This window comes from Bacteroides muris (ex Afrizal et al. 2022), from assembly GCF_004793475.1.
Lineage (GTDB): Bacteria > Bacteroidota > Bacteroidia > Bacteroidales > Bacteroidaceae > Bacteroides > Bacteroides muris.
In genome coordinates this window covers 20,885-38,680 of sequence record NZ_SRYZ01000011.1, presented here as the reverse complement: position 1 = coordinate 38,680, position 17,796 = coordinate 20,885, and the positions used below count along the sequence as shown (strand labels likewise).

Sequence of the window (17,796 nt, the reverse complement as noted above, 5' to 3'; positions counted from 1 at the left end):
CCAATTACTACTCTTCCCCCTTTGCTTCCAATGCCTTTTGCTCAGCTTGCCCGGTGCGGGATATGACACGCACATTGCTCAGCTTTCCAAAGTCCGTAGCCAGCTTTATCTTCAACAGATAGGAAAGCCCGTCGTGCGAATCTGACATATCATCCACCGTCCCCACCATGACACCTTCGGGAAACACCGTAGAATAGCCACTGGTCACTACCGTATCTCCCAGATTGAATTCGGCATGCCGGGGTAAATCCTTCAGATAGGCAAAACGGGAGTCACCTCCCTCCCATTTCAGATAACCGAAATAATCACTGCCCACAATCTTGCTGCTGATGCTCGACTTGCTGTTCAACAACGGAATGACCAACGAATAATGGGGAGAGGTCTTATACACAATGCCCACCACGCCATTGGCATCCACCACTCCCATCTCAGGACGGATACCTTCCGTCGTTCCACGGTCTAAAGTGATGTAATTATCAGCCTTGTTCAGGCTGTTCTTTATGACATTCGCCTTGAATACCTGATACTCCGTAGGAGCAAGCCGTTCCATACTGTACAGTCTGGCGGAGTCCAATCCTTTTTCTTTCAATACATTTTCCAGAAAGGAAAGTCGCTGTTCCAACCACATATTACGGTCGAGCAAGTCCTCATTGACCGTCTTCAAATGAAAATAAGAAGTGATGCCACCCGATAGCTCATAAACCTTCCCTGCCACGCCATTGGCAGAGGTGAAATACACACTCTGCTGGTAATGGTTGAAGCGAAATAATAAAATAAAACTGGCTACCTCTAACAGAAGAAAGAGGAACCAGTAATTATATTTAATGAGAAAGTTTAATAAATTCCGCATTACCGCATCAGGAATGAGAAGCGGTCAACATTCTTCAATGCCACGCCCGTACCTTTGGCAACGGCATGCAAGGGGTCTTCCGCAATGTGGAACGGTATGTTTATTTTATCAGTCAGACGCTTATCCAGGCCACGAAGCAATGCGCCGCCGCCGGCAAGGTAGATACCGTTGTGGACGATGTCGGCATACAATTCGGGAGGTGTATTCTCCAATGCACTCAAGATGGCAGTCTCAATCTTAGAAATAGACTTCTCCAAGCAGTGCGCCACTTCCTGATAGCATACCGGCACTTCCATGGGCAATGCCGTGATGCGGTTCGGACCATGAACGATATAGTCTTCGGGAGCATCTTCACCAAGTTCCGTCAAGGCGGCACCTACATTAATCTTAATACGCTCAGCCATACGCTCGCTGACCTTCACGTTGTGCTGGCGGCTCATGTATTCCTGAATATCGGCTGTCAAGTCATCACCGGCAATACGGATGGAGTTGTTGCTTACGATACCTCCCAAAGAGATAACGGCAATTTCCGTAGAGCCACCACCTATGTCAACAATCATATTGCCTTCGGGAGCCTCCACGTCGATACCGATACCGATGGCAGCGGCCATCGGCTCGAAAATCAAATAAACGTCGCGCCCGCCGGCATGCTCGGCAGAATCGCGCACGGCACGCAACTCCACTTCGGTACTGCCCGAAGGAACTCCAATCACCATGCGGAGTGACGGAGAGAAAAGACGGTTACGGTTGTTCACCATCTTGATAAGTCCGCGTATCATCTGCTCGCAAGCATAGAAGTCTGCAATCACACCATCACGCAGCGGACGGATGGTACGTATGTTTTCGTGGGTCTTTTCATGCATCATCTTTGCCTTGTCACCCACGGCAATCATTTTATCGGTACGACGGTCTAAGGCCACCACCGAAGGCTCATCCACCACAATCTTGCCATTCGTGGTGATGATGGTATTGGCTGTGCCAAGGTCCATCGCTATTTCTTGTGTAAAAGAGAATAATCCCATTAATATTTACGATTTAACTATTTACGATTGATATTCCTTTTGTTTACAATTTGAGATTCAGACTTACGATGTAACTTCAATCGTAAATCGTAAATCGTCAAATCGTAAATCCGAATTAGTGCTTAAAATGACGGAATCCGGTAATTACCATGGCAATACCATGTTCGTTGCAATATTCAAACGAGAGTTCATCCTTGATACTCCCACCCGGCTGGATGACAGCAGTTACTCCCTCGTTACCGGCAATCTCCACACAATCCGGGAAGGGGAAGAACGCGTCACTCGCCATTACTGCACCATTCAGGTCGAAACCAAAGTTCTTGGCTTTCTCGATAGCCTGCTTCAAAGCATCCACACGGCTGGTCTGACCTACACCGCTTGCCAACAGTTGCTTGCCTTTTGCCAGCACAATAGCATTCGACTTACTGTTCTTCACAATTTTGTTTGCAAAGAGCATGTCTTCAATTTCTTGGGCTGTGGGAGCTTTTGTGGTTACAGTCTTCAACTCTTCAGGAGTTTCCACCTTAAGGTCGCGGTCCTGAACCAATACACCGTTCAGCAGAGAGCGGAACTGCTTCTTAGGCAGAGCTGCCGACTTGCGAACCAAGATAATACGGTTCTTCTTCTGACCGAGAATTTCCAACGCATCCACATCATAATCGGGAGCAATAATCACCTCAAAGAAAATTTTATTGATTTCTTCGGCGGCAGTCTTGTCTATCACACTGTTCGTGATGAGTACACCACCGAAAGCAGATACCGGGTCACCGGCAAGCGCATCGTTCCATGCTTCCAGTACAGTGGGACGTGAAGCCAACCCGCAGGCATTGTTATGTTTCAGGATAGCGAAAGTAGTATCTTTGAATTCATCAATCAAGTCAACGGCAGCATTGATGTCGAGCAGGTTGTTATAAGAGATTTCCTTACCGTGAATCTGGTCGAACATAGCATCAATATTGCCATAGAAATAACCTTTCTGGTGCGGATTCTCACCGTAGCGTAAAGTCTTCTGGCTGTTGGCAGAACAACGGAAAGCGGAACTTTCCTCGCCATCAAAATAGTTGAAGATGGCAGAATCATAGTGTGAAGACACTCCGAACGCCTCTTTGGCAAACCAACGACGCTCTTCGATGGTAGTAGTGGCCCCGTGTTCCATCAGCATGTCACGGAACGGCTGATATTGTGCCTGCGAAGCGATGATAACCACATCATTGTAGTTCTTGGCAGCAGCACGAATCAGGGAGATACCACCTATATCAATCTTTTCGATGATGGCCGGTTCTTCGGCACCACTGGCAACTGTAGCCTCAAACGGATAGAGGTCAACGATGACGAGGTCTATTTCGGGGATTTCATATTTTTCAATCTGTTGCATATCCTGCTCCAGTCCACGGCGGCAAAGGATGCCTCCGAAAACCTTCGGATGCAAAGTCTTCACGCGTCCACCCAAAATGGAAGGGTATGTAGTCAGGTCTTCCACTGCCTTGCAGGGATAACCCAGGGATTCTATAAACTGACGGGTTCCACCGGTTGAGAGGAACTCTACACCTTCTTCATGCAGTTTGGTAATGATTTCGTCCAAACCTTCCTTATGGTAAACTGATACCAGAGCTGTTTTGATTCTTTTTGTTTCAGACATGGATTTGCGTATTAAAGTATGCGTATATTAGTATTTGATGTGCAAAGTTACAAATTTTGTTTATTCATACATACATTCATACACAATAAATTAGGTATAATTAAAAAAGGCGGCATCTGTTTCCAGTCTGCCGCCTTTTTTTAAGGGCTATTTTGTTGGTTTACCAAATAGATACACGTTTTTCTACAGGCAAGAACATCGGGTCTTTTTCTGTCACATTAAATGCCTCATACCAAGCACCTATTTGCGGCAGTGCACCGTTTACACGCCATTCGCCCAATGAGTGCACATCACTTTTTGTGCGGTTCAGCACTTCTTCGGGACGGATATTGTTGCCCCATACACCTGCGTATGCCAGGAAGAAACGCTGTTCGGGAGTGAAACCATCCAACACCGGCAACGAATTGGTAGCCGTAGCTTTCTTGAATGCCTGATAAGCAACCTGCAGGCCACCGTGGTCGGCAATATTCTCACCCAATGTCATGCGTCCGTTGGCATATACGCCCGGAGCAACCTCGATGCTATCGAAGAAGTTTACCATCACCTGGGCACGTTCGTCAAAGTTCTTGGCGTCTTCAGCAGTCCACCAGTCTTTCAGGTTACCGTCCTTGTCGTACTGGCGGCCTTGGTCATCGAATCCATGAGTCATTTCATGACCGATTACCACACCGATGGCACCGTAGTTAAAGGCGTCATCTGCATTCATATCGAAGAAAGGATATTGCAGGATACCGGCGGGGAAACAGATTTCATTGGTAGTGGGGTTGTAATAAGCGTTGACAGTCTGCGGAGTCATCAGCCACTCGTCCTTATCCACCGGCTTTCCGGCCTTGGCTATCATTTGGGCATGGTCCCACTCATTGGCACGCTCCATGTTTGCCCAATAAGAATCGTCCTTGATTTCCAGCGTGGAGTAGTCTTTCCAAGTGTCGGGATAACCAATCTTCACATGGAAGGTAGCCAGTTTTTCCAGAGCTTTCACCTTGGTAGAATCACCCATCCAGGCAAGGTTCTTGATACGTTCGCCCAGGCTTTCCTGCAAGTTCTTCACCAAAGTAACCATACGTTCCTTGGCAGCAGCAGGGAAATATTTCTCCACGTACATCTGACCTACAGCTTCACCCAGCGCACTGCTTACAGTGCTTACCGCTCTCTTCCAGCGGGGCTGCATCTCTTGTGTACCGCTCATGGTGCGGCTGTAGAAGTCGAAGTTCTGTTCTGCCATAGCATCGTTCAGCAAGCTTGCGGCAGAATCAATCAATTTCCATTGCAGATAAAGGCTCTGCTGTTCAATAGGCAACGTATCCAGAATATCGGCAGCAGCTTTCAGCGAAGCAGGCTGGCCTACGATAATTTCCTTCACATCCTTCAATCCCATGGCAGACAAATAAGCATTCCAATCGAAAGTAGGATAATTCTGTTCCAGCTCCTCCATGCTCATTTTGTTATAATTGGCATGCGGGTCACGCAACTCCGTACGAGAGCGGAAAGCCTTGGCAAGACATGTTTCCACATCCATCACCACCTCCATACCTTTCTTGGCAGTAGCCTCGTCAAAACCGGCCAATCGATACATCTTCTGTACATGCGCGCGGAAAGCATCACGAATTTTAGCAGTAGCCTCATCGTTTTCCAGATAGTATTCGCGTTCGCCCATGCTCAGCCCGGTCTGATAGGTCTGTACAGCATTCATGCTACTGTTCATTTCGTCAGCGCCAACATACAGCACGTTGTAGGCGATGATACCTTTCTTCTGCATATCGCCCAGCAAAGCATAAAGCTCCTTCTTGTCCTTCAAAGCAGCCAGCTGGTCAAGTTCAGCCTTGATGGGGGCTACACCGTCCTTGTTCAGCTTCACGCTGTCCATTACGATTTTGTACAAGTCACCGATTTTTTGTGCCACACTACCGGCTTCGTGCTGGGTGGCGGCAAGTTCTTCAATCAGTCCTTGAATCTGCTTACGGTTGTTTTCTGCAAGGATAGTGAAAGAGCCGTACTGTGAGTACTCAGCAGGAATCGGATTGTTCTTCATCCAACCGCCACATGCGTATTGGTAAAAGTCAGTTCCGGGTAGAGCCGTCGTGTCAAGATTGGCGAGCTGGATGCCTGCTGTAAGTTCAGCCTGCTGCTTGCCGGTGTTGCAGGATGCCGTCATCAGACAGAACGCTGCAATAGGTAACAAATGATTTGCTTTCATAAATATATAAAATATAACAGTTAGTGATTCTCCAACTCTACAGTAGCCGCGTCCCACTCTTCCATCGCACGGTCAAGCTGCTCTTTCAGTTTTTGGTGCTGCTCATAAAGCGACATGTCCGAAGCGCCTTCCGGTGTAGCCATCCTGGCCTCAAGAATAGCAATGGCAGCCTCCGTCTGCTCTATCTCCGCTTCACAATCGGCAACGCGGCGTTCCAGTTTCTTAAGTTTCTTGTTAAACTCCTTCTGCTCCTCGTAAGAGAGTTTGGTTGCCGAGGGTTGGGCCGATTCTGCACCGACACTGCCCGATGCCGCCTTTCCGGCAGTGGGCGAAGTGGAAAGTGAAGGGGATTTCTGTAACTCATTCAGACTCTCTATCTGCTTCTTTTGCAGGAAATCATAAATTCCTCCCAGATGTTCCTTCACCAGTCCGCCACCGAACTCGTACACTTTAGTCGCAAGTCCGTCCAAGAAATCACGGTCATGACTGACTATTATCACAGTACCGTCAAAATCGCGAATAGCCTCCTTCAGCACATCTTTGGAGCGCATGTCAAGATGATTCGTCGGTTCGTCGAGAATCAGAAAATTCACCGGTTCCAACAGCAGTTTTATCATGGCAAGCCGGGTGCGCTCTCCACCGCTGAGCACTTTCACCTTTTTATCCGAAGCCTCACCGCCGAACATGAAAGCACCCAGAATATCACGGATTTTGAGACGGACATCCCCTACGGCCACGCGGTCAATCGTATCGAATACAGTCAAGTTCTCATCCAAGAGTTGTGCCTGGTTCTGGGCAAAATATCCAATCTGCACATTATGTCCCAGTGTAAGTTTTCCGGTATAATCCGTAATCTCACCCATAATACACTTTACAAGCGTAGACTTACCTTCGCCATTCTTGCCGACAAAAGCAACCTTCTCTCCTCGGTTGATGGTCAAGTTCACATCATGGAAAATAACGTGCTCACCGTAGGATTTCTCCATATCCTCGCAGATAACAGGATAATTACCGCTACGACTACTGCAAACGAACTTCAGGCGCAAAGAGGAGTTGTCTTCTTCATCCACCTCGATACGTTCTATCTTTTCAAGCTGCTTGATGCGACTTTGCACCTGCACTGCTTTGGTAGCCTTGTACCGGAAGCGTTCGATAAAGTCTTCCGTATCTTGTATCTGCTTCTGCTGATTCTCGTAAGCACGCAGTTGCTGCTCCCGACGCTCCTTGCGAAGCACCACGAACTCATCATATTTCACTTTATAGTCGTAAATGCGTCCACAAGTTATTTCGATGGTACGCGTAGTGACGTTGTTCAAAAAGGCACGGTCGTGGCTGACAAGCACCACCGCATTGGCACGGGTGGAAAGAAAGTTCTCCAACCACTGGATACTTTCGATATCAAGGTGGTTGGTGGGCTCGTCGAGCAGCAACACATCCGGACGGCGAAGCAACAGTTTGGCAAGTTCTATACGCATGCGCCAACCACCGGAGAATTCGCTTGTAGAGCGGTCGAAGTCCTCGCGGCTGAAGCCCAGCCCCTGAAGCGTGCGCTCTATCTCGGCACGGTAGTTGGTACCACCCATCATCAGGAAACGTTCATTTTCGTTGGTGAAGCGGTCAATCAGTTTCTGGTAATCCTCGCTGTCGTAGTCGGTACGTTCGGCAAGTTGCAGGTTCATACGCTCAATATCAGCCTGCATCTCAAAAATATGCTCGAAGGCAAGTTCGGCCTCCTGCATCACAGTACGCTCGTCACTGAGTATCATCACTTGGGGCAAATACCCGATAGTACATTCGCGGGGAACGGCAACAACACCGGCAGTGGGCTGCTGAATGCCAGCCAATATCTTGAGCATGGTGGACTTACCGGCACCATTCTTGCCGACAAGAGCTATACGGTCTTTCTTATTGATAACATAAGAGACGTCTTCGAACAGAGGAGTGGCATTAAATTCTACCTTCAGTCCTTCTACAGATATCATAGTGTCAATGAATTTATCGTTAAGAGCTGCAAAGGTAGCGATTTTCAACGGTATATAAAGATAAAACGGAGAAAATGCCGGCAATTCCTACAATAGTATATCACACTTCCTCGCACACCACCAGCACCAGCATCAGCCCCACACCGCAACCTGAGTCACCTGCTTTCCGTATCCGCGGCTCCTCGTTCATATTTATTAAAAATGAAAAAGTCATGGTAATCAGAGAATACCTTGCCAAGGCATAGACATAGCACCGACACGGTTTTGCCAAAGTAATGGCAAGACTTTGCCAAGCTGATGACAAGGCCTTGCCAACAAGGAGGCAAAACTGTGCCAACAAGCTGGCAAAAGAATGGAAGCATGGAAGACAAAAACAAAAAAGACAGAAGAACAAAAGAACAAACACAGCTCCGGCAAAACGCCTTCCCCATATTTGTCCTTTTGCTCTTCTGTCCTATAAATTAACGCAAATCGCGAATCAGGTTATCCTTCTATCTTACTTTTAGAACAACTTTGCAGGATATTCGCCTGCATCCACCAGAGCCTGAATCTTGTCGACCACGCTCTGACGGTCTTCAGGATAAGTCACACCAAACCACTTGCTGGTCGTATCGAGCACTTCGCAGGTAGCAGTGCCGTCGTTAATCAGCTTATCCACCATCAGCGGGATGAAGAATTCGCTCTTCAGGTTCTCCATGTTCTTCGGGTCGCTCAAGAAACTCTTGAAAAATTCTGCACTGTAAGCAAAATAATCGGGAGTAAAGCCCCAGAAATTCATGCTGACCGGAGTAGTCTCGGGAGTAGCAGTCCATTCGCCGTTATCGTCGATGTACTTCACTTCGCCGTCCATACGTTGAATCTTGGTACGTTCCACTACGGAAGTCAACAGATTGTTTGCATCCGTTCCGCACAAACCGCGGGATACGGTACCGCTTTCACTCAACGTGTTGCCAATGCGGAATCCTACCATGGAATACACATTCTTGGAACCTTCGGGAAGGGAAGACAGGAATTTGCCCATTACCTGAAAAGAGTCGCGGCCATAGAAATCATCACAATTGATAACGGCAAACGGTTCCTTTATCACATCGGCACCCATCATCACAGCATGATTGGTTCCCCAAGGTTTGGTACGTCCTTCGGGACAAGTGAAGCCTTCGGGAAGGTTGTCGATAGACTGGAACACCAGTTCGCATGGAATATGACCTTCGTATTTAGAAATGATTTTATCACGGAAATCCTGCTCAAAATCCTTACGGATAACAAAAACGAGCTTGCCGAAACCGGCATTGATAGCATCGTAGATAGAATAATCCATAATAGTTTCGCCATTGGGACCCAGTCCGTCCAATTGTTTCAAGCCACCGTAACGGCTACCCATACCGGCTGCCAATAAGAATAAAGTTGGTTTCATATCAGTTATATTTAAAAAGGTTAGTGTATCACGTTTGATAACGATTGCAAATGTACAAAAATTTATGACTGGCAGAAGGAAGTTTCAGTTCATTCTTTAGCCTCAACTGTACAAAAACGCGCATTTTATGAAAAATCAACTTCTTCACAAACAATCAGAACGGATAACCGATGGCAAAGTGCACAGCCAGTCCGTCTTTGAACTTAGGAATATTGTAATATCCCGACTTTCCGGTATCATACGGATTATGCAGTCCGATACCCAAATCCAGACGGAAAACAAGGAAGTCCAAATCGTAACGCAAGCCGAATCCCGTGCCCAAAGCAATCTGTTTCGGGAAGTTCTTCAGGGTAAACTCACCGTTCGGGCGACTTTCGTCCTTGCGCATCAGCCATACATTGCCGGCATCCAGAAACACAGCCCCGTGCAAATCCGCAATCATACGGAAGCGATACTCTACATTGGCTTCCATGCGGATATCGCCTACATGGTTAATATAGGTATACTTCCTGTTCTTCTCGGGAGGATAGCCACCCGGGCCTATGCTGCGCGCAGAGAAAGCACGCACACTATTGGCACCACCGATATAGAACTGTTCTGTATAAGGGGCAGTCGTAGCGTTTCCGTACGACCATATCACTCCTCCCGCAATGCGCGAGGCTATCATCTGATTCTTGTCTATACGGTAATGATACCTGAATTCCGAATTCAGCTTCAGGAACTGTGCGAAAGGCACACCGAAAAGCTTCTTTCCCTCCTCGCCGAACGGCTTGCCGAACATGCGGTAAACAGCCGAAGTCAGATTACCGGCCGATACGACAGTGGTCTGCCACCAAATGGGATTGCGCTTGCGACGCACAGAAGCATTGTCATAAGTATAGGTATACTCCATAGCTGGTATAAACTGGTCGCGCAAACTGACATAGAGAGCCGGATTCTGGGCACGCAACGCATCAAAAGCAGCCGTAGGATTGCGCAGTACATTAAACGTCAGTCTGAAAGGAGTTATACTGTGCCTGGAAGTGGCTTTGGGTTGGAAGTCGTAAGTGACGTTACCGCCAAAAGCCAGCAATTTATAATATTTGGCACGATTCACCTGATTGGCATACAAACGGAATGTCGTAGTGGCAGGAAAATCATATTCACGGTCACCCATCCGAGGAAACACCACGCGCGGAAAGACAAGCGAGGAGGAAATGCCCAGTTCATAACTGTTCATCAAGGAAGAGCTCTCCTTGCCCGTCTGCCATTCATACGAAGCGTTCAGCTTCACATTCCAGCTTTCGCCGCCACCGAAGACATTGTTCCTGGTCACGGTAAAGGCAGCACCCGGTCCGGTCTGGTTATTGCTCTTCATGGTGACATTAAAATCCAATTCGGCATCGTATGGCTTATCAAGAGCGGCAATGACTTTCACATCTAATGTATCGGACACAAATGCCGTATCACGCGGTATATACTGCATTTCGGCATAACGGAAGATGCCGACACTTGCCAGTCGTTCCTGAATACGGGTTTGCCGATACAGACTATACAAGCTCTGCACGGAACGCTGGCGGGCAATACCCGCACTGTCCTGTATCTGACGTTTCCGCCGATAACCTTGATAGTTCAGCCAACGGTAAAGCATGTTGGGACGTACCGGAGGTTTGTTATAGTAGTGTATGGTCAAGCCTTTATAATCCATGCTGTCATTGGGCTCCTGCCCCTGTTTTCCAAGAAGATATACGGATTTACGCCCCACACGGAACTGCCTCTCGGCTACCGTTGGCATACCGGGAACGGGAATCAAGCGCATCTGGACATGCCCATTAGGAACCATCATGGTATCTGCCTGATAGGTCAAGTAGTCGGGACGGAAATAATAACAGCCCACATTACGCAGCAAGGTGCTGATACGGGTACGCTCCCCATCCAAATCAGCCACATTGAATTGTTCTCCCGGACTGATAAGGGAACGTCGACGCCCCAATTCCATGATGCGGGTGGTGCGCTGGTTAAAACCACGATAATATACCGTATCTATAAAATAAGGATTACGCATATCTACTGTATACTGCAGTTTGGCTTTCAAGGAATCCTTCGGGTCTGCAAATGTCTTGTAGCTGACGCTTCCATTGAAATAGCCATAATCGCGCAGCAAGTTGACAGCCGCCTTTTGGCGAATATCAGGATTCACTGTGGACATAAGTACCGGAGTGGCGGCAAACTTATTGAATATCCACTTGCCCAACCCTTTCTCGTATTTCTGGAAACCATTGTAAATCCACAGTCCGAAAGGAAAGGGATAACGGATTCTGGAACTTCCCAACAAAGAATTATTGGGCGCCGTGGCAAGAGCCGCCTCCACCTCTTCCATAGCAATCTCGCCAACGGGGGTTTCACTGCGATTCAATACCACCATCGGCTTCTGGCCGGTATAGAGTATTTCTCCTTCGGGCAAGTGCTTCGTAGTAGAGCAACCCGCCAGAAAAATCAATCCTGCAACATGCAATATCAATCGTTTCATATCATTTGCTTCATATTAAGTTTCAAGCTGATGAAGATGCAAGGAGGGAAAGAAGATGAATACTTTCTGCTTTGTCAACTCACTCCCTCTTCAACCCGTTTTCCCGCTCCTTTATCCCCTTCTTTTTAAAGATGAAGAGTTCACCCAACCGGTCCATCTTCCGGCGCAATACAAGGCCGACACCCGTCTCGGTTATCTCGCCATCAAGTATGCTTTCATAATTTTTATTATGGAATACCCGGACATAACGGGTGCCCGAAGCATCAAGGCGGTATTCCAACGATATATTGTCGATGAACGACTCCGCATTGTTCGTGGCATTGGCACCGGTAGATACCTTACCACCGATGACAATCTGCACGCGGTCGTTGAAGAAACGCTGGGAATAACGGAAGCTGAAATCTTTCTGCGTGTCGCCTGTTTCAGAAGAGGTGCGGTCTTCCACACCCACGCTGATATTAGCGCCCTTTATGCCTCCCGCCAAAGAATTTATCTGGCTCTGAAGCACAGAGTTCAAGGCAGCTCCCATCGTCAATCCTCCTCCTTTGGCACCACTATTCAGATAGATGCCTGTGGCAAGCATGGCAATGGCCTGCTTACTGCGTTCCTCTGCACCCATGGCTTGCAACTCATTCTCCACTGCGGCATCTTCGGGTGCCGAAATATCGAAAATGAGATCGGGCGATTCAAGCTTGTTCTTAATGGAAATGGAAACATCGAAATTCACCATTCGCGAACCTTCCCCATCTCCATCGGACACAGAAGAACGTACACGTTCCGTTGCTTTCAGATTCAGAGCAGGATTCATGATATTGCCCCGCCAATCCACATAGCTGCCGGGATTGAACTGGAACTCCTTCAGCGGAATAATGGGCAACGAATACTTCATGACACCGCCCGAAAGGGTGTAGCGTCCGGTAAGGCTCATATCTCCCTGCGGGGTATACTGCATGTTCAGGTCACCACCGCCTTCCAGTTCGATATACTTGCTGCGGTCGGTACTCAGGTCGGCACGAAGGCGGACCGCATCGTCTATATGGACAGACATGTACATCTCCAACCCTCCCAACGACATGGCCGGCACCTCTTCTGCCGCCACCGACATGGTATCGGCAAACGAGGTAAAGGTGACCAGTCCGTCAAGGCGGTCTTCTACAGTCAAAGGAGAGTCGGTCAACACATACGTCACGTTGGTATTGCCCAGCAGGTTCATGTTTCCGCGCATGGCAAGCCCGTCAAGCGGCCCCTTCACCGTGGCACGCAAATCGACAAACACTTTTCCGTAAACCAAGCTCTCGCGGGTGCGCGGTGCATCCAGCAAGGTATAATTTTCGGCCAGCAGATTGAGATTGGCTGTAGGACGTTCCATATTCCGGAAATCTACCTTACCGTCAATCGTAAACGGATTCTTGCTGGTGGTATAAATGGCAAACTTATCGAATATCAACTGGTTGTCTTTTACCTGTACCGGACGGTTGTCAAACCAGTAACGTGCTCCTGCCTGACGTGCGTAGACCGACACGCTGTCCAAAGCAATATCACCATGCATCTGAGGCTTGTCCGGCGAACCGCCAATATAAAGCCCCCCATCAATATCTCCGGTAAAAGTCACCATTTGGTCAGGGATGAATGCATTGACCATCTTCAATGGGAAATGTTCGAAACGAGTGGACACTTCCAGGGTATCCTTTCCGTTCTTCTGCTTCAGGATACCGTCGGCAGTCATCACCTCTTCATTATCATATGTGAAATAGGTATTCAGATAGTGTGTATCCTTGTCGCCCGGTAACCAGGTAGCCCCCAAGCCGATATCTCCAACCGGTTGGCGTTCGTAGGTCAGTTTCTCTACATTAGCTTCGGCAGACACCTGCAAGGAAGTGGCGGTCTGTATATAATTTGCTTCGGCAGAGAACAATCCCGTAAGCCGGGGCATATAAGGAAGCACATCGGTCAGTTCGTCCAAACGCAACCGGTTCAGTTCCACATTTATGTTCTGCAAAGAAAGGGTGTCATCCTTGTTTGACTGCATGCGGAAGCACAAACCGTCGTCGCTGTCCATGTCGATATTGGCATAGACGCGCATATTCTTATGCAAATAAATCCAGTTACAATTGTCCTCAAAATGGAATTTACGGAAAGCAATAATCGGCTCGGCAGGAACGAGGTTCAGCAGCACACCATTACCGCGACCATGTCCTTCGGTCAACGGACGGGCATTAATACCGAATAGCACACCGGTCTGCCCTTTTCCATCCACATAATCCACAGTCAGCTCCGCATCTTCATTACGGACTTCACCCGTCAGAGTACTGCGGAACACAAACTGCGGGTTCTTGGGACCGTTTATGACACCGCCTTGCAACTTCATGCGGGCAGTATCCTGTTTCACTGTAAAAAATATCGTATCAAGCTGCAAGGAGTCCATGCGCAATCCGTGAACAGCCGTACGCCCGTTGATGCCGACTTGCGGAGTAAACCCGAAACTCAGTTTGAAATCATTATAGGAAATACCCTTTGCAGCCAGAAAATAACTGACGGGATTCTGATTACCGGCTTCCAGATGCATGCCCGCTGAAGGAAGGACTTGGCGCAAAGCGGCATGGTCCAGACACCGTTCATCAATCTGCTTTGTCAGGATAGAGACAAATTTATCCGACTGTTCCATCAACTTCTTCAACGTGCTGTGGGCGCGGAAACGCAGATTCAAGTCACCGGCATCAAGCCTCAACTTGAGAGAATCATGGCGTGCCTCCACTCCCATTGTAAAGGCAAACGGGTGTTTCAACGGTCGGGGCACCAACCCCAGCTTATGCAGATTTACCTCTTTCACATTCAAATCCAAAGCGCCATCCAGATAGCTGCGGTCAAGACGCATATCCGCATTTCCCTGCATCTTGAGAAGAACATTATCGCTGGCAAGACGGACGGTAGCAACGGATGACTTGAGTCCGGCATGCACATCCACGCCGGAAATGTCCCAATGGCCATACTGTAGTTTTTCCAAGGAAGCATTCAAAGCAGCCACAGTCTTTCGTGATGCCATATCCACCCCTTGTCCCTTAGCGGACATCTTTGCCGTAAGAGCATAGATAGAGTCCTTAGGCAGGAAGTGATGCACCTGCAAGTTGTTGATGGCAAGGTCGGCATGGTAGGCCTCCGTAGCAAGGTTATAGGCAGCATCCAGATTCAAGTCGCCCTCCTTCTCTTGCAGCTTCAGGGTAGCAGTGCACTGCGCCCCCTCCACACCGACACATGCCGCAAGGTGCATGCTGTCCGGCACGATGACAGAGCCGTCGGGAGCAATGTCGGCAAGTCCGGTCAGGAAGTTCAGGTTCTGTGTGTGCATTTCAAAGTCCATGCTCCCGCTACGTTTTACACTGTCGGTCAGATTCCAAAACTCTCCTCCTCCACTCAGCGAAAAAGCTCCGGGCAGCTCGGCCGTAAAACGTGAAATCTGCATCTGCTTCAGGTTTCCTTCTGTACCGGCATGAATCGTCAACGGACGGAACGGGTAGGCTTCCTTGAAAGCTTCCGGCAGGCCACCGGCAAAAAGCAGTACATCCTGTTTGCCGATACGGGCATTGAAACGGGCTGTCAGACGGCCGATGGTAGGCATATTTATCAGTTTCCAGTAAGTCTGTGCCGTAAGGTTCATTTCACTATGAGGTGTCAGTAACTTCAAAGAAGGGATACGGATAACGGTAGAGTCGGCAAACAACCGACCGGTCAGAGAAGTTACACTCAAACCGGAACGCTCGTACATGGAAAATTCCCGGATAACGGCGTTCATATCCCTGCCGTAGTACATCACAGAGTCAATGCCCAGACGGATGTCACGAAGAGCGATGTGCGAGGGGTCGAATCCTATCGCACTTCCCGGGCCGCCGGTATCATAATTGACGGAAGTTCCGGTCAGCAGGAATTTCCTCCAGCCATAGAACTGATGCTTCAAATCGGCGGCGGCATCCGCAATCTCTGCATCCCCTATATGGGCTTTCAGTCCCATAGAATCCAACGGCATCTGTAAATCGACCGATACATTCTTCAATTTCAGGGTATGGAGAGTCACTTTCCAGTTCAACGCCGTCTCAGTGGTATCTTTGGGAGTCTCGGTCGTATCGGTAAGCATCACCTGAACGTGGGTATCGCTCAACTCAATGTTATTGAGGATAGCATCTTCCTTAGTGAGATCTATACCATGGCTTTCAAGAAAGAAATGCCCCAGTACCCCTTTGATGCGCATGCCTTCCACCAGATTGGAGGAGTTTACGGCAACTTTTTTCAAGGTAATGTCATCTACCTCCACTTTTCCTTTAAACAAAGGCCATGCCTGCACATGTACATTCAGGCTTTCCAGATTCAACAAGGTATCGGGATGCTGCACACCGGCAGTGCTGTCAGCCGGTTCTACTACAAGTACACCACGAACCAGCAGATTCAAAGGAAAGCGCAAATCAATCCGTTCTACGGATATATCCATACCCGTAGCATCTGACGCAATTGCCGTAGCTTGCTTCCGTATGAAACTTTGTACGGGAGGTACATAGAGCAATATCATCAGTATTATAAATAATGTTATAGGAGTAAGCAACGCCCAAAGTGCTATTTTAAATCCTTTTCTTTTCATCGGAACGTTAATCAGTCATCGTATTCAAAAGTTCTACAAAGGAAACAATTTCTTGTGACATTTAGTTCTTATACGTTGCGAAAAGAGTAACATTTGTCGCATTTTAAAAAAATATCATTAGATTTGCGGGATAAGCCATTAAAACCAAACTTAAAAGCGAATAGATTATGAAAAAAATTATTATTACCATGTTTGCAGCAGCGGCTATATCCTTCAGCTATTTAAGACATCGCAATATGGATTTAGCGCAACTTACAGACCTCCAATTAGCAAATATTGAAGCACTTGCCAACACAGAAGGAGACAAACCGGTCAAAATACCTTGTTCAGAAAAGGAAAACGCAGAATGTAAGTTTCTGACAGAAGGATCTGACGGTATCTGGCGACACATCATCATTAAAGACATGACCAAATCCCAATAACATGAAACGCACGTTCCCCTTCCTCCTCCTTGTCCTGATTCTGACGGGGGCATTGACAATGTCGTGTTCCCGTCGCACATCAGACGGGACCACCACGTTTTATCTTGAAGGAGTTGCAGTGCCGACCGACTCTCTACAAAACGGTTATGCAGTAATCGACGCCGATGCTAACGAGATTATCATAGAAGTTTCCAAAGAACAACACTTCTTTGAGACCTACAGGCTGACCGCCGACAGCGCCTGCCTCACCCAACGCTACGGTGCACGGGGAGCAGGCCCCACAGAACTGGCAGAAGCCCACTTGATATACTATCACAAACCTACCCGCAACATGTTGCTCTATAGCGGCAACGACATGGGTGCACAGCTTATCAACCTCAACACAAAAGCTGTGTATCCCGTCACTGCTTTCAGGCAAAACGCCTCCTTATGGCTCATGAAAGCGGACTTCGTCAACGACAGTATTGTACTTGTTGCCTGTGTCATACCTAATCCCAAGAATAAGAGACAAGATTGGTTCAAGCTATTGCATCTGCCTACTGGTCGGCTGACAGACGTAGCGGGTTTCTTCCCCGCCGACGGTTTCGACAGTCCGATGATGACCAAGCAGTGGATCTACAACTCCTCGGCACGCCTCAAAAAACATCCCACCCGCAATCGCTTCCTATATGGCTGCGGTGACGAGGGGCTTTATGCCGAAATCTTCGATCTGGAAGACAACCGGGTCATCAACCGCAAAGTCATGCTCGACCAATATCCTACCTATCAGCCTGGCGAAGACGGCATCTCACCGGAAGGAGCTCCGGATTGGCAATTGACCGGATTCAAAGTATCCGTGACATCCCGGTACATCTATCTGCTTCTATCCCGAGAGAGCCATGGCGAACGGCGTGCCATAACCCGAGGACAAACGCCCGACAAGTTCAAGGGTCCAGGCAAAAGAACCGCTTTCAGCGAAGAGATTCTTGTATTCGACTGGGAAGGCCGTCTGTGCCACAAGCTGCACCTAAATCCCTTCGTGGTCAACATTGCCGTTACGGAAGACGACAGCCTCATCTATGGCATCACGGAATCGGAAGCGTATGAACCCGTCCTGATGCGTTACCCCCACATCTTCTGAAAGCAATGCCTCCC

Annotated in this window: 10 protein-coding genes; 2 read left to right on the top strand and 8 right to left on the bottom strand. The window is 48.3% G+C overall.

The genetic code is table 11. The features are described 5' to 3' along the window. Nucleotides 1-7: 7 nt before the first annotated feature. From mreC to E5355_RS06990, 8 genes are all read right to left on the bottom strand, one after another. Nucleotides 8-850: a rod shape-determining protein MreC gene (mreC, locus tag E5355_RS07030; protein WP_136009745.1), complete on the bottom strand. Its 843-nt coding sequence runs from the start codon at nucleotides 848-850 to the stop codon at nucleotides 8-10. Further along, the gene (locus tag E5355_RS07025; RefSeq protein WP_005828544.1) at nucleotides 850-1,872 is read right to left on the bottom strand and encodes a rod shape-determining protein; all 1,023 of its coding nucleotides are present in this window, start codon (nucleotides 1,870-1,872) and stop codon (nucleotides 850-852) included. Before E5355_RS07025 ends, mreC begins: the two co-directional genes overlap by 1 nt. A 115-nt stretch (nucleotides 1,873-1,987) precedes the next feature. After that, nucleotides 1,988-3,511: a bifunctional phosphoribosylaminoimidazolecarboxamide formyltransferase/IMP cyclohydrolase gene (gene purH / locus E5355_RS07020; protein WP_136009744.1), complete on the bottom strand. Its 1,524-nt coding sequence runs from the start codon at nucleotides 3,509-3,511 to the stop codon at nucleotides 1,988-1,990. Nucleotides 3,512-3,671: 160 nt separating this feature from the next. Further along, complete coding sequence (locus E5355_RS07015) at nucleotides 3,672-5,708, bottom strand: M13 family metallopeptidase (RefSeq protein ID WP_136009743.1); 2,037 nt, start codon at nucleotides 5,706-5,708, stop codon at nucleotides 3,672-3,674. Nucleotides 5,709-5,728: 20 nt separating this feature from the next. Next, nucleotides 5,729-7,690: an ABC-F family ATP-binding cassette domain-containing protein gene (locus tag E5355_RS07010; protein WP_136009742.1), complete on the bottom strand. Its 1,962-nt coding sequence runs from the start codon at nucleotides 7,688-7,690 to the stop codon at nucleotides 5,729-5,731. A gap of 502 nt (nucleotides 7,691-8,192) precedes the next feature. Then, nucleotides 8,193-9,104: a nucleotidyltransferase family protein gene (locus E5355_RS07000; RefSeq protein WP_136009740.1), complete on the bottom strand. Its 912-nt coding sequence runs from the start codon at nucleotides 9,102-9,104 to the stop codon at nucleotides 8,193-8,195. 154 nt (nucleotides 9,105-9,258) lie between these two features. Continuing rightward, complete coding sequence (locus E5355_RS06995; protein ID WP_136009739.1) at nucleotides 9,259-11,613, bottom strand: BamA/TamA family outer membrane protein; 2,355 nt, start codon at nucleotides 11,611-11,613, stop codon at nucleotides 9,259-9,261. Between the two features lie 79 nt (nucleotides 11,614-11,692). Beyond that, nucleotides 11,693-16,240, bottom strand: a complete 4,548-nt coding sequence (locus tag E5355_RS06990) for a translocation/assembly module TamB domain-containing protein (RefSeq protein WP_136009738.1) — start codon at nucleotides 16,238-16,240, stop codon at nucleotides 11,693-11,695. Nucleotides 16,241-16,407: 167 nt separating this feature from the next. Between E5355_RS06990 and E5355_RS06985 the strand changes: the two genes are divergently transcribed. Next, nucleotides 16,408-16,662 (top strand): NVEALA domain-containing protein, encoded by a 255-nt coding sequence (locus E5355_RS06985; protein WP_136009737.1) that lies wholly within the window; start codon nucleotides 16,408-16,410, stop codon nucleotides 16,660-16,662. 1 nt (nucleotide 16,663) lies between these two features. Further along, nucleotides 16,664-17,782 (top strand): BF3164 family lipoprotein, encoded by a 1,119-nt coding sequence (locus tag E5355_RS06980; protein WP_136009736.1) that lies wholly within the window; start codon nucleotides 16,664-16,666, stop codon nucleotides 17,780-17,782. Nucleotides 17,783-17,796 lie beyond the last annotated feature (14 nt).